23 protein-coding genes are annotated in these 23,481 nt (G+C 40.7%); 14 read left to right on the top strand and 9 right to left on the bottom strand.

Translation table 11 applies throughout. From position 1 onward, the window contains the following. Window positions 1–3: 3 nt before the first annotated feature. From AAFN64_RS04970 to AAFN64_RS04945, 6 genes are all read left to right on the top strand, one after another. The gene (locus AAFN64_RS04970; protein WP_347759470.1) at window positions 4–1,131 is read left to right on the top strand and encodes a sensor protein KdpD; all 1,128 of its coding nucleotides are present in this window, start codon (window positions 4–6) and stop codon (window positions 1,129–1,131) included. A 6-nt stretch (window positions 1,132–1,137) separates the two neighbouring features. Next, on the top strand, window positions 1,138–2,868 hold the full coding sequence (locus AAFN64_RS04965) for an ATP-binding protein (RefSeq protein ID WP_347759469.1): 1,731 nt from the start codon (window positions 1,138–1,140) through the stop codon (window positions 2,866–2,868). A gap of 382 nt (window positions 2,869–3,250) precedes the next feature. Further along, window positions 3,251–3,469, top strand: a complete 219-nt coding sequence (locus tag AAFN64_RS04960; protein WP_136402626.1) for a hypothetical protein — start codon at window positions 3,251–3,253, stop codon at window positions 3,467–3,469. Window positions 3,470–3,581: 112 nt separating this feature from the next. After that, window positions 3,582–5,129, top strand: a complete 1,548-nt coding sequence (locus tag AAFN64_RS04955; protein ID WP_300487701.1) for a hypothetical protein — start codon at window positions 3,582–3,584, stop codon at window positions 5,127–5,129. Window positions 5,130–5,200: 71 nt separating this feature from the next. Further along, complete coding sequence (locus AAFN64_RS04950) at window positions 5,201–7,045, top strand: carboxypeptidase-like regulatory domain-containing protein (RefSeq protein ID WP_347759468.1); 1,845 nt, start codon at window positions 5,201–5,203, stop codon at window positions 7,043–7,045. Next, the gene (locus AAFN64_RS04945; RefSeq protein WP_347759467.1) at window positions 7,042–7,866 is read left to right on the top strand and encodes an N-acetylmuramidase family protein; all 825 of its coding nucleotides are present in this window, start codon (window positions 7,042–7,044) and stop codon (window positions 7,864–7,866) included. The genes AAFN64_RS04950 and AAFN64_RS04945 overlap by 4 nt, the downstream gene beginning before the upstream one ends. 57 nt (window positions 7,867–7,923) lie before the next feature. Here AAFN64_RS04945 and AAFN64_RS04940 read toward each other — a convergent pair whose 3' ends face one another. The 8 genes from AAFN64_RS04940 to AAFN64_RS04905 all read right to left on the bottom strand — a co-directional run bounded on the left by AAFN64_RS04940 (window position 7,924) and on the right by AAFN64_RS04905 (window position 13,039). Further along, on the bottom strand, window positions 7,924–8,559 hold the full coding sequence (locus tag AAFN64_RS04940) for a response regulator transcription factor (RefSeq protein WP_347065551.1): 636 nt from the start codon (window positions 8,557–8,559) through the stop codon (window positions 7,924–7,926). Between the two features lie 18 nt (window positions 8,560–8,577). Continuing rightward, window positions 8,578–9,366: an ATP-binding protein gene (locus AAFN64_RS04935; RefSeq protein WP_347759466.1), complete on the bottom strand. Its 789-nt coding sequence runs from the start codon at window positions 9,364–9,366 to the stop codon at window positions 8,578–8,580. Next, window positions 9,339–9,986 (bottom strand): hypothetical protein, encoded by a 648-nt coding sequence (locus AAFN64_RS04930; protein WP_347759465.1) that lies wholly within the window; start codon window positions 9,984–9,986, stop codon window positions 9,339–9,341. Before AAFN64_RS04930 ends, AAFN64_RS04935 begins: the two co-directional genes overlap by 28 nt. Window positions 9,987–9,989: 3 nt before the next feature. Beyond that, complete coding sequence (locus tag AAFN64_RS04925; RefSeq protein WP_300487718.1) at window positions 9,990–10,400, bottom strand: hypothetical protein; 411 nt, start codon at window positions 10,398–10,400, stop codon at window positions 9,990–9,992. A 212-nt stretch (window positions 10,401–10,612) separates the two neighbouring features. Then, entirely contained in the window at window positions 10,613–11,221 is a 609-nt protein-coding gene (locus AAFN64_RS04920; protein WP_300487721.1) for an alpha-ketoglutarate-dependent dioxygenase AlkB, read from the bottom strand. Next, on the bottom strand, window positions 11,221–11,469 hold the full coding sequence (locus AAFN64_RS04915; protein WP_347759464.1) for an Ada metal-binding domain-containing protein: 249 nt from the start codon (window positions 11,467–11,469) through the stop codon (window positions 11,221–11,223). The genes AAFN64_RS04920 and AAFN64_RS04915 overlap by 1 nt, the downstream gene beginning before the upstream one ends. 2 nt (window positions 11,470–11,471) lie before the next feature. After that, complete coding sequence (locus AAFN64_RS04910) at window positions 11,472–12,185, bottom strand: 2OG-Fe(II) oxygenase (RefSeq protein ID WP_347759463.1); 714 nt, start codon at window positions 12,183–12,185, stop codon at window positions 11,472–11,474. Next, a complete protein-coding gene (locus AAFN64_RS04905; RefSeq protein ID WP_347759462.1) occupies window positions 12,185–13,039 on the bottom strand; it encodes a methylated-DNA--[protein]-cysteine S-methyltransferase in 855 nt (284 codons plus the stop codon). Before AAFN64_RS04905 ends, AAFN64_RS04910 begins: the two co-directional genes overlap by 1 nt. Window positions 13,040–13,224: 185 nt before the next feature. On the opposite strand from AAFN64_RS04905, the gene AAFN64_RS04900 reads away from it, so the two are divergent. The 3 genes from AAFN64_RS04900 (at window position 13,225) to AAFN64_RS04890 (ending at window position 16,768) form a co-directional block, all read left to right on the top strand. After that, entirely contained in the window at window positions 13,225–13,797 is a 573-nt protein-coding gene (locus AAFN64_RS04900) for a non-canonical purine NTP diphosphatase (protein WP_300487733.1), read from the top strand. Between the two features lie 247 nt (window positions 13,798–14,044). After that, a complete protein-coding gene (locus AAFN64_RS04895; RefSeq protein WP_347759461.1) occupies window positions 14,045–15,919 on the top strand; it encodes a DEAD/DEAH box helicase in 1,875 nt (624 codons plus the stop codon). Between the two features lie 78 nt (window positions 15,920–15,997). Then, window positions 15,998–16,768, top strand: a complete 771-nt coding sequence (locus AAFN64_RS04890) for a carboxypeptidase-like regulatory domain-containing protein (RefSeq protein WP_300485586.1) — start codon at window positions 15,998–16,000, stop codon at window positions 16,766–16,768. A gap of 22 nt (window positions 16,769–16,790) precedes the next feature. Here AAFN64_RS04890 and AAFN64_RS04885 read toward each other — a convergent pair whose 3' ends face one another. Next, window positions 16,791–17,471 carry an RNA methyltransferase gene (locus tag AAFN64_RS04885; protein WP_347759460.1) on the bottom strand — a complete coding sequence of 227 codons (681 nt, stop codon included), beginning with the start codon at window positions 17,469–17,471 and terminating at the stop codon, window positions 16,791–16,793. A gap of 59 nt (window positions 17,472–17,530) precedes the next feature. On the opposite strand from AAFN64_RS04885, the gene AAFN64_RS04880 reads away from it, so the two are divergent. From AAFN64_RS04880 to AAFN64_RS04860, 5 genes are all read left to right on the top strand, one after another. Then, the gene (locus tag AAFN64_RS04880; protein ID WP_300485580.1) at window positions 17,531–18,061 is read left to right on the top strand and encodes a sigma-70 family RNA polymerase sigma factor; all 531 of its coding nucleotides are present in this window, start codon (window positions 17,531–17,533) and stop codon (window positions 18,059–18,061) included. After that, the gene (locus tag AAFN64_RS04875; protein ID WP_347759459.1) at window positions 18,061–18,846 is read left to right on the top strand and encodes an anti-sigma factor; all 786 of its coding nucleotides are present in this window, start codon (window positions 18,061–18,063) and stop codon (window positions 18,844–18,846) included. Before AAFN64_RS04880 ends, AAFN64_RS04875 begins: the two co-directional genes overlap by 1 nt. 4 nt (window positions 18,847–18,850) lie before the next feature. Next, entirely contained in the window at window positions 18,851–19,558 is a 708-nt protein-coding gene (locus AAFN64_RS04870; RefSeq protein ID WP_347759458.1) for an NAD-dependent deacylase, read from the top strand. A gap of 67 nt (window positions 19,559–19,625) precedes the next feature. Next, the gene (purB, locus tag AAFN64_RS04865; RefSeq protein ID WP_300485571.1) at window positions 19,626–20,969 is read left to right on the top strand and encodes an adenylosuccinate lyase; all 1,344 of its coding nucleotides are present in this window, start codon (window positions 19,626–19,628) and stop codon (window positions 20,967–20,969) included. Window positions 20,970–21,133: 164 nt separating this feature from the next. Continuing rightward, window positions 21,134–23,383: a cation:proton antiporter gene (locus AAFN64_RS04860; RefSeq protein WP_347759457.1), complete on the top strand. Its 2,250-nt coding sequence runs from the start codon at window positions 21,134–21,136 to the stop codon at window positions 23,381–23,383. The last annotated feature ends 98 nt before the right edge of the window (window positions 23,384–23,481 follow it).

The raw sequence follows: 23,481 nt of genomic DNA, 5'->3' as shown, positions 1-23,481 counted from the left end.
ATTTTGGAAAATAACAGAGAAGATAACGTACAACATTTTCTCGACTTGATTCGGAAATCAAGAAAGGGAAAATTCAAAGTGTATATCGGGATGAGCGCCGGTGTGGGCAAAACCTATCGTATGCTCCAGGAAGCCCATTCCCTGTTAAAAAACGGAATCGACATTAAAATCGGGTTTATCGAAACCCATAACCGTAAGGAAACCCACGAGCTACTCGCGGGTTTACCTGTTGTTCCGCGTCGGAAACTATTTTATAAAGGAAAAGAACTCGAAGAAATGGATGTTCAGGCGATTATTAATCTCCGTCCGGAAGTCGTGATTGTCGATGAACTCGCGCATACCAATATCGAAGGAAGTAAAAACGAAAAACGCTGGCAAGATGTAATCGAAATCCTCGATGCAGGTATTAATGTGATCAGTGCCGTAAACATCCAGCATATCGAAAGCCTAAACGAATCGGTTAAAAATATTACCGGGATCGAGGTTAAAGAACGGATTCCCGACAGTGTGTTGGCGCAGGCCGATGAGGTAGTGAATATCGATTTAACCGCCGACGAGCTGATTACCCGTTTAAAAGAAGGAAAAATATACGAAGCGGGAAAAATCGAAATGGCGTTACGTAATTTCTTTAAAGGCGAACACATCCTGCAGTTACGCGAACTGGCTTTAAAGGAAGTCGCCAGTCAGGTGGAACGGAAAGTCGAAACGGAAGTCATTAAAAACAAAAACATCCGACAGGAAAAGCTGATGGCGTGTATTAGCAGTAACGAAAAAACAGCCAAAAGGGTGATTCGAAAAACCGCGCGGCTCGCCAATTATTATAACAGCAAATGGTTTGTACTCTATGTGCAACTTCCGGATGAAAGCGCCGATAAGATTGCACTGGACAAACAACGTCACCTGATCAACAATTTTAAGCTGGCTACGGAACTCGGTGGCGAAGTACTAAAAATTGAACACACCAAAATTTCCAAAGCCATTATCGAACAGGCCGAACTCAAAAAAATAACCACCGTTTGTATTGGTAAACCGCGTATGAATTTCCTAAAAATTATTCTTTCGACAAACGTTTTTAAAGAATTGCTGAATAAACTATCTTCGAGTGATATTGACCTGATCATTTTAAGTTAACGCCAAATGAAAATAAAAACCAAATTGACCCTCGGTGTCGGATTGCTCTTTTTCCTGATCGTACTTCTCGTCGCATTGGGCGTACGACAATTGCATACGTTGGCGAACGATACCGAAAATATACTGGTCGACAATTACAATTCGCTCGATTATTCCCGGAACATGCTAAAAGAACTGGACAAAATTGAAACCGACAAACAGTCACTCGATAAATTCCAGTATTATCTCGAACTCCAAAGCCGGAATATTACCGAAATTGGCGAAAAAGAACTAACCGAAAACCTACTCGAGGATAGCCAAACATTTATCCAACAACAGGATAATAAAACGGTTATTCTTTTGATTCGAAACGACCTGAATGCCATTATGAAACTCAATATGGATTCCATTCAACGGAAAAGTATTGTAGCTTCCCAAACAGCCGACAGGGCGATTCTTTGGATTTCCATTACCGGTTCCATGTGTTTTATCATTGCTTTTACATTATTGATCAACCTGCCAAGTACGATTGCCGATCCGATAAAAGACTTGACCGAAAGTATCCGTCAGATTGCCGGTAAAAACTACTCCCGACGGGTTCATTTTGAAGGACATAGCGAATTTGGCGATCTGGCGCGTTCTTTTAATACGATGGCCGAAAAGCTACAGGAATACAGCGATAGCAGTCTTGCCCGTTTAATGATGGAAAAGAAACGGATAGAAACCTTGATCAACAATATGCACGACCCGGTAATCGGATTGGACGATACCCAAAAGATTCTGTTTGCCAATGAGGAAGCGTTAAAAATATCCGGGCTCAAATCGGCGGATATCATCGGAAAACCCGTTCAGGATATCGCGGTGTATAACGATCTGATTCGTTCCCTGATTCAGCATTTGGCCGGAAATAGTGTCAATAATTCCAAAAACGAAACCCTGACAATCTATGCCGATAACAAAGAAAGTTATTTCGAAAAGCAGATCGTCCCGATTGTGATCACGCCTACCGGAGAAACCGAAAAAAAGGAAATCGGGTCTTTTATCATACTGCGCAATGTTACGTTATATAAGGAACTCGATTATGCGAAAACCAATTTTATCGCTACCGTTTCCCATGAGTTTAAAACACCAATCGCTTCGATGAAAATGAGTCTGCAATTATTGGAAAACGAAAGCATCGGTCCGCTAAACGAAGAACAACAACATTTGATTGCCAGTATTAAGGACGATACCAAACGTCTGTTACGTACTACCAGTGAATTGCTCAACATCACACAGGTGGAAACCGGAAAAACGCAATTGGAAATCGAAAAAAGCAATGTCCTTCAAATTGTAACCGAAGCCGTGGACGCTACACAAAAACTCGCCGAACAGAAAAATATCAAACTTTTTACGGCATTTCCCAATTCGATTCCCGATGTCTGGGCCGATCGGGAAAAAACAACCTGGGTGGTTTCCAATCTGATCACAAACGCTATTCGCTATTCGTATGAAAACGCAAACATACAGGTACAACTTTCCGAAGACGATTCGTATGTAAAAATCATTGTAAAAGACAACGGACTCGGTATTTCGTCCCAATATACCGGCAAAATCTTCGATCGTTATTTCCGGATTCCGGGCTCGGAAAAAGAAGGCACCGGCCTCGGATTGGCCATTAGTAAAGAATTTATCGAAGCCCAACAGGGATTGATCACTGTAGAAAGTGAACTCGGTTCCGGTAGTACTTTTACTGTATTCCTAAAAAAAACAATTTAAAATAACGTCAAAAACGCTTTAAAAAAAGCCGTTGATTTTTCTGGAAATCAACGGCTTTTTTTATGTCCAAACCGGATTTCCGCCTTTTTTAAAAAACCGGGTTTTACTATTCTTCACAACCTCCTCAAAAACGACAAAAATCACAACACCCTACAAATCAATAACTTAATAAATTCATCTAACCAAATTTAGGGAGGCCTTTTATGGGTGAATTTCCCGTTATCGCAAGGGAATATATCCCCGTTTAAAATACGGGAATATCCTCTTTTTCAGCACATTGAACTAATGCAATTTTACACCAACAAACAAAACCATTAAAAACGGAGGTCAAATCCTTCGATTGGTAAACGAAAAAATAACATTCATTAAAAACATTGAAATCATGAACAACAAATTAATTTTTAGAGCAGTGATGGTGATCATCATTATTATCGGAGGTGTAATCATCATTATCGGAAGAAAACCGATTCCGGAACCTATTTGTATCGTATGCGGACGAAACATCCTGACCTTTTTAGGAATCATCGAAGTTGTATTGGGTGCTATCGCGCTTAACCTTCACAATAAAATCGTCAATACAAAAATCAATGTGGGGCGCTAATCCATCCTTTTAAAAAGGACATCAATCAAAATCGAACAGTTAATCCAATCAGGGCGGTATCCGAAAAGCCCGGAACAGAGTAGGAAATCATCAATCAAAACAATCAAACACTATGGGAACATTCACACCTATGCCGGATGAAACCGAATTCATGAACGTTATCTTAGGAGACGTATTTAAAAAATTAACCAACGGAGGCGATCCGAAAATGTTAGGCCCAAATAATTTTGTGGCCTGGGAACCGGTAGCCAGCGTAATCGACAAAACTGCTTTTGAATATGCACACAAAGGGTTTACCGGTAGCGCACCAAAACTGGAAGGAATGACCGACGAAGAGTATACCGACCTTCGTAACGAGAAAAAATATTCGGCTTATGCCCATGCAGAAGAATTTGCACGACTGGTGGATCAGATTCCAAGCAATATCCCGGAAAAGGATAAAGACGGCAGCCGTAAGTTTACCATTTTCAGTTCACAAAATGATCATACCGTATCGAACGTCTATAGCGATATCATGGAATTTTGTGTCGTAAAAGATTCCAAAATCGATCCTAAAGTCGAGAAAAAACTGGAAAAATTAAGAGGGGAATTATTCACCATCAAAAAATTAAAAAATCCGGATTATGACGACAGTATGCCGGAACATCCGGACGATAACCCGAAATATGTTTTCAACACTTTCCCATCGCCGAAATACGTTAAATACCTGGAATATGAAGCGTTGTTTTATGATGCCGACGATCGTTTGGCGGAGTTAAAAAGACGTGTGGATCTTCAGGATCCGGATGCCATGGCCGAGATGACCATTTCCGGTAAAAACTATATCAAAAAACGTGACGATGCGTTGAAAAGATGGGAATCGATGGGGTATAAAGGTGCCGTTGAAAAAACCATGAACTATATCGACGAAATCGAAAGCAGCAACTTTATCACCGTTAAAAAACGATACGAATCGGAATTGCTGGCGGCTAAAAGAACCGGATTGGGCGGTATGAATACCTACTACTATTCGGCTCCGCTACCGGCGACAACTTTAGCCAATTCGACACAATGGGTAGACTATAAGTTTACAAAATCGAGTTACGATACGAGTTATAAAAACACCAAACACAGTTGGTCGGCTGCGGCTTCTTACCTTGGCGTTTTTGGCGGAACAGCCAGCGGATCGCATCAGAAAATCGATTCCAGCTATAATTTCAACGACTTTGAAATGAGCTTTAAACTGGGTAAATGCTTTATTACGCGTCCGTGGTTGGGTACCACTTTTATCAAATCCCGATTCTGGAAATACTCTAAAACCGGTCAGGATGTCGTAAACAACCAAATGGTGAGCGACGGAAACGGTGGCGGATTAATGCCGGCCGTAACCACGGAACTTTACTTTATTACCGATCTGAAAATCGGATTTAAAAAAGGAAGTGATTCTTACAAAAAAGTAGAAAACCATGTCGGTGCCGGTGCCGGAGTTCACTTCGGATTGTTTTCGATTGGCGGAAGCTATGGCTACGACGATACCCGTGTGAATTCTTCCGGAGAAAGATCGGAACAAGGAATGTCGTCGAAAGGAATTTTACTGATCGGACGAAAATGTAACATCCTCGATTTATCACCTAACCCGCTTCCATCGATCAAAGATGACGAATGGGTAGAAGTTAATTAATCCTTATAATTCCAGGCAATTCCAAATACCAACTCCGGTATTTGGAATTCCTTTCTTTAAGCAAACACATTATGAAATATTATACCGCTTTATTCCAGAAAATAAAGGAATACTATAAATCGCAAAGTTCCAATCCATCCGAATTGGCTTTGATTTGTCCGTCGCTACGGATCTATGAAAATGATGAAATCAAATTGTTACTGCCGCAAATCCTGTTGGACGATCCGTTAAAAGGGGAAGGTTTACTCAAAAAGCAGGATCTTTCGTTCCAGTTAAACTCCTTACCGGCTTCGGATACTTTTTGGGATGTCAATCCGGCCAATACGTTGTTTAACGTTTACGGCGAGCTGATCAATGCCGATCAGGGACTTTCGCCCAACGCCATCGCAACGGTAAACGAAGAAGCGCAAAAGGTTTTATACGATGCCAAAGGGAAACCGACCAAGGAAAAGAAAGCCTATGACAAATACCTGACGCAATATGAAACACTGCTTCGCGAATGGGAAACCCATGTAAACACCTATGATGATGCTTTTTCGGATGACGAAAAAAACATCTGGCTGGAAAAACTAAACGTAATCCTGTTGAAAAAAGAAAAAATGGCTGTTGATCATAAACTACTCGGTTATAAAAAACAGATCGAAGAAGCCATAAAACAAATCAACAGCAAGGACGGACTGGAAATTTTCCTGGCCAATCTGACCAACTCGCGGAATACGATGGAAATGTCCCGGAAAACCGGAATTCAATCGTTGGAGTCGTATCACGATATTAATTTCGTTCCTTACGATTTTATGTCGAACGACAGTGGCTGGATCAAACTTTCGATTGATAAAAAAGAACTGGATAGCCTATATGAAATGGCGAAAAACGAAAAAGATGCCTTTCCGGACGAGGTGATTTCGATCGATTATGACGAAAAAAACATTATTGGAATCGAACTGGAATTTTCGATCGTAACGATGCTTCGCAACTGGTTTTCACTGCCAACACTTACGTCGGAGTATTTTAAATGGAACGGCAAACAACCGGTATCCGACGGACAAACCATTAGTAACGATTTCTTGCTATCGGCTTTTCCAAAAAAAATGATTCTGATCAAAAACCTGAAAATTAACATCGATCCGAATATTTCGGATGCGGTTGTCAGCAATATTGATCAGTTGATACATTTTGGTCCGATCATTATGAAAAACCAGTTGTTTACCAATGCCAGTACGAATGTCCGTTTTATCAAGGCAATCAAAAACAAGGAAACGCTGGAATCGAATAACGTCAAATATTACAGTACCAAAGCGACACTGGACGAACCCGCTCCATTCGAACCGGAACCGGTTACCACGCCACCGATCAAACCAATTGCTTCCGCTCCTATTTATAAGGCTTTGGCGGGTATCAAACAACCGTTGATCAAAACTACTATGGCTCCGGGTATCAAAATGATGCCGTCAACCGATCCGGCTCCGGCTCCGACACCTTTACCGCAAACCTCGAATACCGTTTGGGGCATCAAACGTTTTATCCGTACCAATCCGATATTGTTTACGCCAGTCATTAAAGATCCTACTCCGGCCAAAACCCTAACTACGGTGATTTTGTCCGTTACCGATTCGGTTTCCAGACAAAGTGTCTATAAATCGGAGATATCGATCATCGGAACCAATAATAATACGTTTAAAGAAATCGAATCGGATAAAAACGGGGCGATCGAATTCCAGCTTCCGGTAGGAAACTATAAGGTTAAGATCAAAAAAGACGGTTATAAAGTTTTTGAAACCGAACTCAAAATCGAGAACCTGTTTACCGTGACCAAAGAATATGCCCTGGCACCGGAATCGGTTACCTACGACAGTTTTTTCCTGATTGGTATGGTCTGCGAAAAATTACCGCAAATCCCTAAAATATCCGGATCATGAAAACCGTCCGATTGCATTCAAAAGGCCCCGAAGTGACCACTTTATGCGAGATATTGGTCCGAATGGGCTATCCGGTTATGGTTTCGGACGTTTTTACTGTTGCGGTTGATGAAGCCGTAAAAAGCTTTCAGAGCGACTATAACCTTGTTGTAGACGGGATCGTTGGTATTAAAACCTGGTCCCGCCTTTTCGAGAAAAACAGTACGCTGACGCAGTATAACGACAAATTACTTTCCGAACAGGATCTGATCGATTTTGCCAATGACTATCAGGTGGAACTCGCTTGTATTAAGGCGGTAAACGAAATCGAAAGCAGCGGAAAAGGCTTTCTTATCGACGGCCGACCTAAGATTTTATTCGAAGGTCATATTTTCTGGCAGGAACTGGAACACCGGAATATTGATCCGCAAGCCTATGTCCGACCGGAAAATCAGGATGTTTTATATAAAAAATGGACCAAAAAATACTATCAGGGCGGTTCGCGGGAATACGAACGTTTGGCCAAAGCTGCCGCACTTATTCCGGGATTAAATCTTACCGATGCCGCTCATGCTTCCGCCTCCTGGGGCGTTTTCCAGATCATGGGATTTAATGCCATCCCAATCGGGTATGACAGTATGGACAGTTTTGTTGGTAAAATGTACCTACATGAACGGGAACACCTTACTGCTTTTGGCTGTTTTCTGAAAACGAACAACCTGATCGTTGCTTTACAAAATAAAGACTGGGACACTTTTGCCTACCGTTATAATGGCGAAGGCTATAAAGCGAACAAATACGACGAAAAGTTGGCCAGAGCGTATCAAAAATATACAACCTGAACCTAAATTCAGGTTAACCGTTTCCTCCCTTCCCCGTATCGGCAGCAATCGTACCCACTATACACAAACGATTTTGTTTTTCATTGCGTATAACACCAGTCCGATGCGGGTTTTTATTTCCAGTTTCTGAAAAAGATTTTCCCGGTAGCCATCCACCGTTTTCGGACTCAGGCACATTTCATCGGCAATTTCGCGATAGGTCATTTCGGTACAGGCCAGGCGAATAAACTCCAGTTCGCGTTCTTTTAAACTGGCTTTATTACCGGCTTCTAATTTATTGATCAAAACACCTGAAACCATTTCGGTATAGAAATACCCGGTTTCGTGTACTTTTAGCAATGCCTCCCGAAACATATTCGGATGGGTATCTTTTAATAAATAACCACTGGCACCGTTACTGATCATCTTAATGATCGTGTCTTCGTCATCGTTTACCGACAACGCCAATACCCGTAAACCCGGGTAATCTTCTTTGAGGCGTCTCATGGTTTCCACGCCATCCATAACCGGCATATTGACATCGAGCAATACCAGATCCGGAAGTTCATCCATAGCTTTTAGTCCGGTAAGGAAATCTTTTCCATTGTTGTAATTTCCGCAGACCACAAACTCTTTAAAGCTGTTTATCAGGAACGATAACGACTGGGAAAACAGCAAGTGGTCGTCAACAATTACAATTTTTATTTTATTCATAGTAGTAAGGGGATTTTTTTACTCTTTGCGTCCTTTTTCCAAAGGATATACAATTTTGAGCTTCGTACCTTCGTTCGGACGGGACGAAACCAAAAAAGCGGCGCCAATTAATCGGGCCCGCGTGTTCATGTTTGCCAATCCGGAACCTTTGGCCACGGTGGCATTGTTAAAACCGATTCCGGAATCGGTTACTTCGATAATACACTCCTTGGCGTCAAAACAGATATCCACATCGATGGTTTTACTATGCGAATATTTTAAGGCGTTGGAAATGGCTTCCTGTAATATCCGGTAAATGATCACTTCGTGTTGCGGATCAATAGGTTGTATTTGCCCGGATATATTCAGGTTACCATTAATGATTTTCAATTTGGTAATTCGGTTCAGATCTTCGGTTACGGCATCAATAAAGCCGGATTGCAGTTCCACATCGCCATTGATCAATTTGGCAACCATACGGATTTCGTCCAGCGATTTACTAACAAGCTTGCGTACCTCATCGAGTTCATGCTTATCGTCGGTATCGATTTTAGCCACCATCAGGTTGAGCTGCATCACCGCAACCGATAAAATTTGTCCGATATTATCGTGTAGCTCCCGACTGATATTCGACAGGGTTTGCTCTTTGATTTCGATTCGTGATTTGGCCAACTCGGAATTAAAAAACAACTCTGCTTCCATTTTATCCATTAGGAATTTCGACTTTTTCTTCTGAAAATACAGGAAAAAGACCAGTAACGTGCCCAACAAGGTTAAAAGCACGATACTAAACGAAATGATCAATAATGGTATCTCTTTTTGCTCCATATAAAACCAAAGATAAAACTGGTGTTCATTAATACGTTTAAAAAGAAAATGATCAAGCTATAAGTTGTTTCGTGGATTCCAGATAAAAACCAACGTAAAGAGAGCATAAATGGTAAAAAGGGAACATAAAAAAGTAATATTCCCAATACGAACCAGAAAAAAATCGTGTCTTTAATGGATAATATCAGATTCGAGTTGAACAGTTCCATCAGGTAAAGGCAACTCAACATCAGAATCATCACCACACCAATGGCAAAATTGTTAAAACAGACTTCTTCTACCACATCCTGAAAAAAGGTGAGGTTCACGAATACTGACACCAAAAAAAGCGCAAAGCATACGTTCGCAACCTGTTTGTGTTTAGGTTGTTGTAAAATGGATTTTAAAAACAGTATATAATACGGCAGAATAATAAACATATAGATATTAAAAACCATATAGTTAACCTGCCCGGTTATTTGCGTATAAAAAATTCCGGTTAGCTCCGTAATTGCCGAGAGCCATATGGATAATACAAAAAACTTTGCCTTATTATTCGGAAGTTTGTACCAGTAAATAATGCCAAACATTCCCGATAATAAGGCGAGAAACACAGTATATAATCTTAGATCTGCCAACATTCGTTATCCACCGTAATTGAGTTTTGGAGGATTCCCCATGGAACCGAAATTCAAAGGTTCTATAGTTGTTATGTCCAATGCATTACCTTGCAGACTAGCGCCTCCTCGGGTTCCCTGTTCGTCGTTGATCGTTCCGGTTGGTGTTAAAAATACGGTAGTATAACCCGCATTTTTCTCTTCGGTTTCCGGATAAACACCCAGATAAATACGAATACCGTCTACCGAAAAGCCTTTTTCGACAGCATTTTCTTTTACATACGCGATATAACGCTCCAGCTCTTCAATAGAAAACCAAAAGGCATTGGCATCTTCCAATCCGGATCTTTCGGTAACTAAAGCACCTCTTTGTTCATTGTAATTTTTGTTCAACTCTTTCCCTTTTTCAAAAGAAATTAATTGAGTAGGTTTCACCATTGTGTTCATTTTTAGATGGGTTTATTGATTTAAAAGCAAAATTACAGGCTTGGCGAAACTATTACAAGGGGAATTTTCCCCTTTTTCACTAACCATTTTTTTTCGTTTAACTCCGAAAATTCTTCTATTTCAAAGAAAAAACAAAATTAATCATAAAATAACGATTCGCTCTATTTCTATTTTCCTATTTTTTTAACAAATCCCGGATTTTATCAATACTGATCCACAATAGTTCTGAAAGTGAGGTTTACACGCGGACGCATCACTTTGGTTGTTGGCGGCAAACGGTGTAACCAGTGGGTTTGGGTGGTTCCCTGCATAATGAGTAGGCTTCCGGCTTCCAATACCAGCGAAACCGTAGCTTTAGTTGTTTTGTGTTTAAAGGCAAACTTGCGTTCGGCTCCAAAGCTTAGCGACGCAATCACGGTATTCACACCAAGGGATTTTTCGCTATCGCTATGCCAGGCCATTCCTTCCTGTCCGTCGTGATAGAGGTTTAACAGACAGGAATTAAAAGTCGTACCGCTTACATTTTCGGCTATTTTTTTTAAGGCGATTAATTCTTCCGTCCACGGTAAAGCCGTTTTGGTCGTATTGGAATAGGTATACTGAAACGGATGATCACCATACCAGGCCACTTTTCTTTTGGTCTGGATCAGCTTCCCAAAAACAACCGCCTCGTCATTGCGCCATTCGATGGTTTCCATAAAACGATCGTAATACTGCTGTGCTTCCCGACCGTTGATTATACAACCGTGATAGTACACTTCCCCGTCATATGGCAGTATGTTTTCGATTTCTCCGGTGCTGAATAAATCCATTATAGTTGTTGTTTTATTTTCCAGTGTTGATACGCTTCCCGCATGCAATGACCACAAGGCCGATATCCCATCGCTTCCGCTTCTTCCATTGAAGCAAAAAATACCCGGTTTATTTTTTTCATTCTTTTGCCGGATGCACAATGTAAACGTCCAACAATTTTCAGTTTTTTATTTCCTCCAAAGATAATGCTTTGTTTCCGGATCCGACGGTGTAGTTCGGTATCCGGAAGTTGTTCGTGTAGCCACATCTTTAACTGATCGCGTCGTGAAAAATGATTCCCATCGTATACCGTTTTCCGCTTCGAACTTCACTCACACCGTGTTTCATCGCTACACGATAATAGCCTTTTGTACCGCGTACCGGGCGGAAGTTTGTCGTAAAAATCAGCATATCACCACGTTTTGGTTGTAAGACGATCGCTTTTGATTGTGCTCTGGGAATCTGTTCGGTCAGCACAAATTCGCCTCCGGTATAGTCTTCTTCAGGTTCATTGAGAAACAACACAATCTGAATCGGGAAAAAGACATCGCCATACAAATCCTGATGCAAGGTATTAAAACCGCCTTCACTATAATTCAGTACCAATACCGTAGGTTTCAACTGGTTGTTTGCCTTACAAAGCGCTAATAATTCCTCGTGTTTTCCGGGAAATTGCCGGTCTATCTGTAATGCTTTCATCCATAAATTGGCAATCGGCACCAATTTTTCATAAACCGTAGTCCGCAATTGCTGAATCAGATCCGGTAACGGGTAATCAAAATATTTGTATTCGCCTTGTCCAAAGCGATACCGCTCCATCACTACTTTTTTCCGATACCGTTTATCTTCCGGATAATATCCGATCAAGGTATCACAAACCGATTCCGGAATTATGTCCGACAATACGGCGTATCCTTTTTCATGCATCATTCCGGCCACCCGATCCCAATCGGTAGCCTGCAATTGTTCCAATATAGTCTCCATTATTCCTGTAGTAAAAGATCCGATTGACAGGCTTCCCATCCGATAATGGCTTTTTTCCGGGCATTTCCCCAATGATAACCACCAATCATTCCGGTAGCTTGAATTACGCGATGACACGGAATTAAGAACGCCACCGGATTATTTCCGATTGCCGTTCCCACTGCTCGTGAAGCTCTCGGTTTTTCGATACTTTTGGCAATATCACCGTAGGTCGTTAACTGTCCCATCGGTATTTTTAACAGCGTTTCCCAGACCTTTAGCTGAAAATCCGTTCCGCGTAAGTGTAATTTTACAGTATGCGATTCATTCCAGTCGTTGCCAAAAAACGAACGTACGTCTTTTTGAAAAGTATCGGTCTGATTGGTAAAAGACGCATTGGGAAATTCCGCTTTTAATTCCTGTAATGCCAACTCCTGATCGTCGGCAAAAACAAGCCGACAGATTCCTTTTTCGGTGGAAGCCATCAACAACGTCCCAAACGGACTTTCGTCGAAATTATAATTGATACGCAACTGTTCGCCACCGTTTTTATAATCTCCGGGTGTCATTCCCTCGATGTTGATAAACAAATCGTGCAAGCGTCCGGTTCCGGAAAGTCCGGTTTCGAAGGCCGCTTCGGATAAGGTAAGCTGACTGGATTTAAGCATTTTTTTGGCGTGTTCCACTGTAAGATATTGTAAAAACTTCTTCGGACTCACACCTGCCCATTCGGTAAATAGTTTTTGAAAATGGAATGGACTCACATGGACAAAAGAAGCCACCTCGTCCAATGACGGTTGTGTTTTAAAATTATGATGCAAAAAGTCGATTGCCTTTGCAATTCGGTCAAACTGAAATTGTTCCTGTGTTTTCATGAGTATATATTTGGAATTCACCTTACAAAGGTAATCGCCGAAAAAACGCTTTCCGACCCGAAACTTGCGGGATTAAAACGCTTCGAAAAGTCCTTTAAATTTACAAAATTATTTGCCTCAGTTTGTGATACAAAAATGCTTTTTGAATTATCTTTGTGTGCTTAAACTACAAATTCCCAACGAGTATGAAACTGGTTTTCGCATCCAACAACCACAACAAAATTAAAGAAATTCAGCAACTCCTTCCCGACTCCATTCAGGTTTTAAGTCTAAGTGATATCCATTGCGATGTAGACATTCCGGAAACAGCCGATACCATTGAAGGCAATGCCATTTTAAAAGCCAATTACGTTACCGAACACTACGGCTATAACTGTTTTGCAGACGATAGCGGACTGGAAGTTGACGCACTAAACGGTGCTCCGGGTGTTATTTCGGCCCGTTATGCCGGTGATCATAAAAACGATAACGACAATATCGACAAATTACTGTCGGAACTGGAAACAGAAAACAACCGCAAGGCTAATTTTAAAACCGTGATTGCTTTAAACCTCAACGGAACGCAACAGCTGTTTACCGGTATTATCAACGGAACGATTATCCGCGAGCGAAAAGGAAGCAACGGTTTTGGTTATGATCCGGTTTTTGTACCCGAAAATGACACCCGTACATTTGCCGAACTGGAAATGGAAGAAAAATCCGGCATCAGTCACCGTGGAAAAGCCGTAAAACAACTGGTTGCTTTTTTAAACCAATAGTGCGGTAAAAGTTTGGATTACAGAAATGTCATTGTTAAATTTTGCCGAAAATTCTGTTTAAAAATTTCACAAATTAGAACCAATATTTCATCAATTTGACATTGAAAACCTTCGGAAAGCCCAATGAAGTTGGCATCAAAACAATAACTTATTGAAAATCAGTAAAAAACAAAAGCATAAATATCGAAAACATATTAGCATATCTCGTTAATTTACAGTAACTTTGCCCCCAATTTAAAAATAACGAATGAATAAATTTGAACAATTAGGATTGAATGAATCGCTACTGCTGGCGATTAAAGATCTAGGATTTGAAAATCCGTCGGAGGTACAGGAAAAGGCGATTCCCCTATTATTGGAAAAAGACACAGACATAGTTGCATTGGCACAGACCGGGACAGGTAAGACCGCTGCGTTTGGTTTTCCACTGATTCAAAAGATTGACGCTGAGGACAGAACGACTCAGGCATTAATTTTATCGCCAACACGCGAACTTTGTTTACAGATCACCAATGAGATTAAACAATATTCAAAATACGTTAAAGGAATTCACACTGTAGCCGTTTATGGTGGTGCAAGCATTACCGAACAGGCGAAAGATGTAAAAAGAGGCGCACAGATTATCGTGGCCACTCCAGGAAGAATGCAGGACATGATTAACAGAGGAATGGTAAACATTAAGAACATTAATTTCTGTGTTCTTGACGAAGCCGACGAAATGTTAAACATGGGATTTTATGATGATATCACTTCCATTTTATCCGATACACCGGAAGACAAAAGTACCTGGTTGTTTTCGGCAACCATGCCACAGGAAGTAGCGCGTATTGCACGTGAGTTTATGCGTAAACCACTTGAAATTACAGTGGGTCACAAAAACTCTGGTTCACAAAACGTTTCGCACGAATTTTACCTGGTAAATGCCCGCGACCGTTATTCGGCTTTAAAACGACTGGCTGATGCTAACCCGGATATTTTCTCGGTTGTCTTCTGTCGTACCAAAAGAGACACACAAGCTGTTGCTGAAAAACTAATCGAAGACGGATATAATGCTGCCGCTTTACACGGTGACCTTTCTCAGGCACAACGTGACGGCGTAATGAAATCGTTCCGTGGTCGTCAGATCCAAATGTTAGTTGCTACCGACGTAGCGGCTCGTGGTATTGACGTAGACGATATTACACACGTAATCAACTACCAGTTACCGGACGAAATCGAAACGTATACACACCGTTCCGGTAGAACCGGACGTGCCGGAAAATCCGGAACATCAATGGTGATCATTACGAAAAGTGAATTGCGTAAAATTTCACAAATCGAACGTATCATCAAAACGAAATTCGAAGAAAAACCAATTCCTTCCGGAATTGAAATCTGCGAAATTCAGTTATTCCACTTAGCGAATAAAATCAAAGACGTTGAAGTTGACCATGAAATCGATGCCTACCTTCCAGCTATTTATGAGGTAATGAAAGACCTTACAAAAGAGGAAGTAATCAAGAAAATGGTTTCGGTAGAATTCAACCGTTTTATCAATTACTATAAAAAATCTCGTGATTTATCCGCTCAAAATGCTGGTGAACGTCGTGAAGATGCAGGAAGTATCCCGTCTGACGGAGCGGTACGTTTCTTTATCAACATCGGTTCCCGTGATAATTTTGACTGGATGACGTTGAAAGACTTCTTACGTGACACTTTAGAATTAGGTCGTGACGATTTATTTAAAGTGGATGTAAAAGAAGGTTTCTCATTCTTTAATACCGATTCTGAATACGCTGAAAAAGTAATGGATGTTTTAAACAACATTCATTTGGAAGGACGTAAAATCAACGTGGAAATTTCTAAAAACGACGGTGGTTCCAACAACAGAAGACGCGACCATAACGGACGTAGCGGTGGCGGTGATCGCAACCGTTCCCGAGGTGGTGACCGCGACAGAGGTGGCGATCGTGACAGAGGACCAAGAAGAGAGCGTAGTTTTGGCGGTGGTCGTTCGGAAAGAAAAGATGATTTCGGTGACCGACCATTACGAAATGAAAGAAGATCAGGATCAGACCGTTCTCCGCGTCGTTCCGAAGGTTCTTCGAACAACAACAGCGGAAAACGCCCTAGAAGAAGCTAATTCTTTTGTTAATTTTCTTCTAATATAACTTAAAAACTGCAAAATATCCCTTACTTTTAGACCAATCTAATAACCCGTATGAGATTTTTTGCAGTTTTTTTATTTACCCTACTAACATTTGCTTCCTACGCACAGGAAACGGAAACCCCCTCAACGGTTTCCGGTATAGTAGTGAACGCTACGACTTTATTACCCAAGAGTAACGTCAATATTGTTAACATTAATACCGTTAAAGGAACCACTTCCAGCGGACATGGTGAATTCACCATTGAAGCCAAAGTTAACGACACGATTCACTTCTCTTTTATTGGATTTGAATCAATTAAAATACGGGTTACCAACGACTGGATTAAAAACAAAAACACCAAGATCCGCTTAACCGAAAAGGCCTATGCTTTGGAGGAAGTCGTAATCAATAAATACCAGCTAACAGGTTATCTGGAAGTCGACACCAAAATTTTACCGTTAAATGAAAATTTCCGTTATCCGATTTCGGGATTACCATACGGTTATGAAGCCGGTGATCACTCTCCTAATAAAATTAACCGCGTCTTAGGATCACTTTTTAATCCTGCCGATTTACTCTATAATTTCTTTGGAAAAAAACCGAAAGAAATGAGCAAGTTAAAGGAAATCAAAAAAGACGATGTGGTCAAAAACCTTTTGGCTTCCAAATTCGACAAAGAAACCCTGGCTTCGCTTTTGGGAATCGATCCGAAGGAAATCAACGAAATCTTACAACGCTGTAATTATTCGGAAACCTTTATCAAAACAGCAAACGATCTCCAAATCATGGAAGCGATTAGTAGCTGTTATGAAGATTATAAGATCTTAAAACGAAAAAAATAAGTATAAAATAAAAAAAGAGGATTTAGTCCTCTTTTTTATTTTTCTCCAGATATAAGCGCGTGATATAATCAATATCCTTAATCGATTTTCGAGCCCAGTCAATTCGTTTTTCGATCATTTCGGCATCCGACAGCTTCCAATCCAGGTCGGAATTACGCAATCGCGTCGAAATATTTTGCAGAATAATCGCCGCCGATACCGAAATATTCAAACTTTCAGTAAAACCAACCATCGGAATTTTTAAAAAACCATCAGCCTGTTGCATGACTTCATCCGACAACCCGAGTCGTTCCGTTCCGAAAAAAATTGCCGCCGGTTGCGTAATATCAAAATCCTCCAGCAAACAATCATTATCATGCGGTGTGGTTGCAATAATCCGATAACCTCTTTGTTTTAAATTGGTAATACAATCCTGATTGGAATCAAAACGATTGATATCCACCCATTTCTGAGCGCCCATCGCGATCTCTTTATCGATTTTTTTACCAAAACGTTCTTCAACTACATGTAATTCCTGTATTCCGAAGACTTCACAACTACGCATTACAGCACTCGTATTGTGCAATTGGTACAAATCTTCGACCGCCACTGTAAAGTGCTTGGTACGGTTTTCTAACACCCGTTTAAAGCCTTCGCTACGGTTTTCGGTAATAAAATTTTCTAAATAATCTAAATAGGAGATATCGGAAAAAAGCGGTTCCATTAAAAAAATATGAATTTGTTAAATTTCTTTACTAACTTTAGTGAAGTTAAATTACTCTTATGACACAAGAAGAATTACTAGCGCAAATCTACAAAAAAGACGACAAAGCTTTTACGCTTTTATACGACAGCTATGCCAAAAGTCTGTACGGTATTATTTATAACCTGTTAAAAGACCGGGAAGAATCCGAGGACATCCTTCAGGAAACATTTGTTAAAATCTGGAAAAATCTGGATACTTACGACGAAAGTAAAGGTCGTTTTTTTACCTGGCTTCTCAATATTGCCCGCAACAGCGCTATCGATCGGTTACGTTCTAAAAACTTTAACAATAATCAGAAAAACTTATCTTCTGACAATTTCGTACATATACTCGATGACAATGCAAGAACCATGAACAAGATCGATACGATTGGAATTCAGGAATTTGTAAAAAAACTAAAACCCAAATGTATACAGCTGATTGACCTCTTATTTTTTAAAGGCTATACACAACAGGAAGTTTCCGAAACACTGGAAATTCCTTTGGGAACGGTTAAAACACAAAACAGAAACTGTATAAACGAATTAAGAAACTTACTGCGAGTATAATGAACACTAGAGAATACATAGAATCCGGAGTTCTGGAACTGTACATTTTTGGAAAACTGTCCGAATCGGAAAACCAAGAAGTACAGGTTTACGCCAATGAATATCCGGAAATAAAACAAGAGATCGAAAGCATCGAAAAGGCTATCATTAACCTTTCGTATAGCGTCGCACCGAATTTGTCCCTGGAGACATTCAATACCATCCGAAAAGCATTACTCGAGAGAGAAACGAGCGTAGTAACGATGCAACCGAAATCCAACAAATCGGCCTATTTGGGTTGGGCAGCATCGTTCCTATTATTATTAGGAGCCGGCTTCCTGTATTTCCAGATGAACCAAAACGATATTCTGCTTAAAGATAGCAGAGAAAAAAATCAGGATTTACAAAAATCGGTTGTCACCTTAGAAGAGCAAAATAAAAACAATGAAACCCTACTTAACCTCTTTAAAGACGAAAACAATAAAGTAGTAGCACTTGCCGGTCAGGCGGTTGCTCCGGAAGCCAAAGCCAAAATATACTGGAATCAGAATGATCATTCAGTATATGTAGATGCATCCGGATTACCGGAACCACCTAAAGGACATGTGTATCAGGTATGGTCATTAAAAATGGATCCGCTCACTCCAACAAGTATTGGATTACTGGAAAAAACGGAAATCGGGAAATCCAGAATATTTAAAGTCGACAACGCTACCGATGCCGAAGGATTTGGTATCACACTGGAACCAGCCGGAGGTAGTGCCGCACCTACTTTAGAGCAATTATATACCTTAGGAAAAGTATAAATTAATGACCTTAAAGAAAAAATTAGTCGTTCTTTCCGGAGCCGGAATCAGCGCGGAAAGCGGTATTAAAACCTTCCGCGATGCCGACGGATTATGGGAAGGTTACAATATTGAAGATGTTGCCAGTCCGGAAGGATGGGCCAAAAATAAAGCATTGGTATTGGATTTTTACAACAAAAGAAGAGCACAACTTTTTGAAGTACAGCCCAACAATGCCCACCGGATTCTGGCCGAAATGGAAGCCGAATTCGACCTACACATAATCACTCAAAATGTAGACGACTTACACGAAAGAGCCGGTAGCCGCAACGTTTTACACCTACACGGCGAACTACTCAAAGTACGCAGCACTGTTGACACCGATACTATTCTGGACTGGAAAACCGATCTTCACTTGGGCGACAACGACAGCAACGGACACCAGTTACGACCGCATATTGTTTGGTTTGGAGAAGCCGTACCTGCAATGGATGAAGCGATCGCGCTTGTTCAGACAGCCGATATTTTTCTGATTATCGGAACGTCGCTACAGGTTTATCCGGCCGCCGGATTAATCGATTATACCCGACATACAACCCCGGTGTATTATATCGACCCCAAACCGGCCCAAATTTACAATGTGAACAATCCGTTTAAAGCCATAGCCTTATCCGCTTCCGAAGGAATGGAACAACTACGACGGGAGCTTAGTGCCCAACCAGAAAAGATTTAAAATTGTATTTCCAGAAGTTTGGGTAAAACCTTATCTTTGCGATTATTAGAAAATAACACAACAACAAATGCATTTAACTGAACTTAGTGCTATATCGCCTATCGACGGCCGGTATAGAAACAAAACCGTTTCCCTTTCCGAATATTTTTCCGAAGAAGCTTTGATCAAATACCGCGTACTGGTAGAAGTCGAATATTTTATTGCGCTTTGCGAATTGCCTTTACCGCAGTTGGCCGGAGTGGATAAAAACCTGTTTGCCGATTTGCGAAAGATATACGAGAATTTTACGACAGAAGATGCACTTTGGATCAAAGAGACTGAAAAGACCACCAATCACGATGTAAAAGCGGTAGAATACTTTATTAAAGCTGCTTTCGACAAATTGGGATTACAACAATACAAAGAGTTTATCCACTTCGGATTGACTTCTCAGGATATCAATAACACTGCGATTCCGCTTTCGACCAAGCACGCTTTTGAAAAAGTATACCTGCCGTCGTTAATAAGCGTAGTTGCCAAACTTAAAGAATTAAGCCAGGAATGGAAAGACGTTCCGATGTTGGCCCGAACACACGGACAACCGGCTTCCCCTACCCGCTTGGGCAAAGAAATCGCCGTGTTTGTAGAACGTCTGGAAGAACAAATGCGTTTGTTATTTAACGTACCGTTTGCCGCCAAATTTGGTGGTGCCACCGGTAATTACAATGCCCATTTTGTAGCTTACCCAAAAGTTGACTGGCGAAAATTCGGAAACGATTTCGTAGAAGCTACATTAGGACTACACCATTCTTTTCCGACTACACAAATTGAGCATTACGATCATTTTGCCGCTTTTTTCGACGCTTTAAAGCGTATCAATACCATTTTGATCGATTTGGATCGCGATATCTGGACGTATGTTTCGATGGAGTATTTCAAACAAAAAATCAAAGCCGGAGAAATTGGTTCCTCGGCGATGCCACATAAAGTAAACCCAATTGATTTTGAAAATTCAGAAGGAAATCTGGGAATTGCCAATGCCATTTTCGAACATTTGGCAGCCAAATTACCGGTATCCCGTTTGCAACGCGATTTAACCGACAGTACCGTGTTGCGTAATGTTGGTGTACCAATCGGACATACGATTATCGGTTTTGAAGCGACTTTAAAAGGCCTAAACAAACTACTTTTAAACGCTGAAAAATTCGAAGAAGACCTGGAAAAAAACTGGGCGGTAGTAGCCGAAGCCATTCAAACGATTTTAAGACGTGAAGCTTACCCGAATCCATATGAAGCATTAAAAGATCTTACCCGCACCAATACGGTGATCAACAAAGAGGCAATCCATAATTTTATCGCGACTTTAAACGTATCGGATACGATAAAAGCAGAACTTTTACAAATTACACCGAGTAATTACCTCGGAATATAACTCTTTTTAAAAAATATTCTTAGATCCCGATGGCTTTAACCATCGGGATTTTTTATTGCTATTTATGATAAATTTATCTTAAAATAACGGCATAATAAGCCCTGTTGCTTTTATAAATACGCATTATTTTATAACTTACACAAATCCTAAAAAACAAAAAATATATGCCATTATCAACAGCTGAAACCGTAGCCGAAACCTCTCACCATTTATATCCGTTAATCAGTGATTTAGGATTGATCCTAATGACAGCCGGAGTAGCCGTACTGTTGTTTAAAAAAATCAAACAACCGCTGGTTTTAGGCTATCTGGTTGCCGGTTTTCTTGCCGGAAATAATTTTGATTTTTTCCCCTCGGTCACCGATATCAAAAGTGTTGAAGTCTGGGCCGAAATCGGGGTTATTTTCCTTTTGTTTAGTCTCGGATTGGAATTCAGTTTTAAAAAACTGATGAAAGTCGGCGGAACCGCCTCCATTACCGCTATTATCCAGATTATCTCGATGATTTTTATCGGATATATGTCCGGACGGTGGATGGGTTGGTCACAAATGGACAGTATTTTCCTCGGTGCCATACTCTCCATGTCCTCTACCACGATTATTCTCCGTGCTTTTGACGAATTAAATGTCAAAGGAAAGAAATATGCCGGAATCGTTTTCGGTGCTTTAATTGTCGAAGATATTGTTGCCATCTTACTGATGGTGTTGCTTTCGACCATATCCGTTAGTCAGCAATTTTCCGGAGCCGAATTATTCGAATCCGTTTTAAAACTATTATTCTTCCTGATTCTTTGGTTTGTGGGTGGTATTTTCTTTATTCCGACCTTACTTAAAAAAGCCAAAACCTTATTGAATGAAGAAACTTTATTGATCATTTCATTAGCACTTTGTCTGATGATGGTAATCCTAGCCACTAATGCCGGTTTCTCACCTGCTTTAGGTGCTTTTATCATGGGCTCTATTATAGCGGAAACCACTCAGGCCGAAAAAATCGAACACCTTATCAAACCGGTAAAAGACCTTTTCGGAGCGGTATTCTTCGTATCTGTCGGGATGTTGATCAATCCGGATACTTTGGTGGAATACGCCGTTCCTGTGTTATTGATCACTTTGATTACCATCATAGGAAAAACGGTGAGTACCGCCGCCGGAGCATTGGTATCCGGTCAGCCCTTAAAACAATCCGTTCAGGCCGGTATGAGTCTGGCGCAAATCGGGGAATTTTCCTTTATTATTGCCACTTTAGGGATGTCGCTAAAAGTAACCAGTGATTTCCTGTATCCGATTGTTGTGGCGGTTTCGGCCGTAACCACGTTTACCACTCCATTTATGATCAAAATGTCAATGCCGTTTTATGAGAAACTTGAAAAAGTATTACCTAAAAAATGGCTTACGGCTATCGATAATTACAGTACGAATTCACAGTCGATTAAAGCAACCAGTAACTGGCAAGTGGTATTACGCTCTACCATGACGCAGGTTGTGATCAGTTCGGTTATTATTATTGCGATTATCCTGTTGTCCGATCTTTATATTTCGCCTTTGGTGATCGATTCTAAATTCGGAAATGCCGTAGCCGCATTGATTACTTTAGTGATCATCGCTCCGTTTTTATGGGCGTTATCGCTGCGAAGAGTCGCCGAAAGTGCAATGGACGAGCTCCGAAAAGAACGCAAATACCGTGGTCCTTTAACCATGTTGATTCTGGTTCGAATTGGCCTTGCACTGTTCTTTGTAGGATTCCTTCTGAATAATTTCTTTTCACCGATTGTTGCTTTTATTGCGTTGATCCTCGTGATCATTTCGTATATCATCTTTCCTAAAAAATTACATGCCCAGTACGATAAAATCGAAAAGCACTTCCTTAAAAATTTCAACGATCGTGAAATTGCACGCGCTCAGAAAACCCGGGATGATTTAACCCCTTGGGACGGACACATGGCCAATTTTGAAATTGCCAAAGAATCCAACCTTGCCGGAAAAAAACTCCAGGATCTGAAAGTACGTGAAAAAATGGGGGTAAATATCGCTTTTATCAAGCGTGGTGAAATCATGATTAACATCCCTACACGTAACGAACGGTTGTTTCCGGGTGATGAAATTTGTGTAATCGGGACAGACGATCAGGTTCAGAATTTTAAAGGTTATCTGGATCAGAATGAGATTGAAGTACCGGAATCGGTAACCGAAGCGCAAATCGTACTACAACAATACGAATTGACCAATCAGGAATTTATCGGAAAAACGATTCGCGAATCACAATTACGCGAGCGTACCGGTGGCCTTGTTGTAGGTATCGAACGTAATGGCGAACGCATCCTGAATCCGGAATCCCACCTGATTTTAGAACGAAACGATATCTTATGGCTGGTTGGTGATAAAAAACTATTGGCGGCCGCTTTTAAGAATCAATAATACTTTAAACACAAGACCTGACAGGTTTCGAAAACCTGTCAGGTCTGCTACTGACTTTAAAAATCTTTGAGGTCTGTTTTAAACATAAAAAAACCTGA

This window comes from Flavobacterium sp. CAU 1735 (assembly GCF_039888695.1).
In the GTDB taxonomy this organism is placed as follows: domain Bacteria; phylum Bacteroidota; class Bacteroidia; order Flavobacteriales; family Flavobacteriaceae; genus Flavobacterium.
This window is presented reverse-complemented; position numbering and strand designations above follow the sequence as displayed.

Coding starts and splice junctions, on each gene's coding strand:
- AAFN64_RS04945 (WP_347759467.1), top strand. CDS start 7,042: ATGAAAACCGTCCGATTGCATTCAAAAGGCCCCGAAGTGACCACTTTA.
- AAFN64_RS04905 (WP_347759462.1), bottom strand. CDS start 13,039: ATGAAAACACAGGAACAATTTCAGTTTGACCGAATTGCAAAGGCAATC.
- AAFN64_RS04880 (WP_300485580.1), top strand. CDS start 17,531: ATGACACAAGAAGAATTACTAGCGCAAATCTACAAAAAAGACGACAAA.
- AAFN64_RS04925 (WP_300487718.1), bottom strand. CDS start 10,400: ATGGTGAAACCTACTCAATTAATTTCTTTTGAAAAAGGGAAAGAGTTG.
- AAFN64_RS04910 (WP_347759463.1), bottom strand. CDS start 12,185: ATGGAGACTATATTGGAACAATTGCAGGCTACCGATTGGGATCGGGTG.
- AAFN64_RS04930 (WP_347759465.1), bottom strand. CDS start 9,986: ATGTTGGCAGATCTAAGATTATATACTGTGTTTCTCGCCTTATTATCG.
- AAFN64_RS04870 (WP_347759458.1), top strand. CDS start 18,851: ATGACCTTAAAGAAAAAATTAGTCGTTCTTTCCGGAGCCGGAATCAGC.
- AAFN64_RS04940 (WP_347065551.1), bottom strand. CDS start 8,559: ATGAATAAAATAAAAATTGTAATTGTTGACGACCACTTGCTGTTTTCC.
- AAFN64_RS04890 (WP_300485586.1), top strand. CDS start 15,998: ATGAGATTTTTTGCAGTTTTTTTATTTACCCTACTAACATTTGCTTCC.
- AAFN64_RS04965 (WP_347759469.1), top strand. CDS start 1,138: ATGAAAATAAAAACCAAATTGACCCTCGGTGTCGGATTGCTCTTTTTC.
- AAFN64_RS04915 (WP_347759464.1), bottom strand. CDS start 11,469: ATGTGGCTACACGAACAACTTCCGGATACCGAACTACACCGTCGGATC.
- AAFN64_RS04920 (WP_300487721.1), bottom strand. CDS start 11,221: ATGGATTTATTCAGCACCGGAGAAATCGAAAACATACTGCCATATGAC.
- AAFN64_RS04950 (WP_347759468.1), top strand. CDS start 5,201: ATGAAATATTATACCGCTTTATTCCAGAAAATAAAGGAATACTATAAA.
- AAFN64_RS04885 (WP_347759460.1), bottom strand. CDS start 17,471: ATGGAACCGCTTTTTTCCGATATCTCCTATTTAGATTATTTAGAAAAT.
- AAFN64_RS04895 (WP_347759461.1), top strand. CDS start 14,045: ATGAATAAATTTGAACAATTAGGATTGAATGAATCGCTACTGCTGGCG.
- AAFN64_RS04900 (WP_300487733.1), top strand. CDS start 13,225: ATGAAACTGGTTTTCGCATCCAACAACCACAACAAAATTAAAGAAATT.
- purB (WP_300485571.1), top strand. CDS start 19,626: ATGCATTTAACTGAACTTAGTGCTATATCGCCTATCGACGGCCGGTAT.
- AAFN64_RS04955 (WP_300487701.1), top strand. CDS start 3,582: ATGGGAACATTCACACCTATGCCGGATGAAACCGAATTCATGAACGTT.
- AAFN64_RS04960 (WP_136402626.1), top strand. CDS start 3,251: ATGAACAACAAATTAATTTTTAGAGCAGTGATGGTGATCATCATTATT.
- AAFN64_RS04935 (WP_347759466.1), bottom strand. CDS start 9,366: ATGGAGCAAAAAGAGATACCATTATTGATCATTTCGTTTAGTATCGTG.
- AAFN64_RS04860 (WP_347759457.1), top strand. CDS start 21,134: ATGCCATTATCAACAGCTGAAACCGTAGCCGAAACCTCTCACCATTTA.
- AAFN64_RS04875 (WP_347759459.1), top strand. CDS start 18,061: ATGAACACTAGAGAATACATAGAATCCGGAGTTCTGGAACTGTACATT.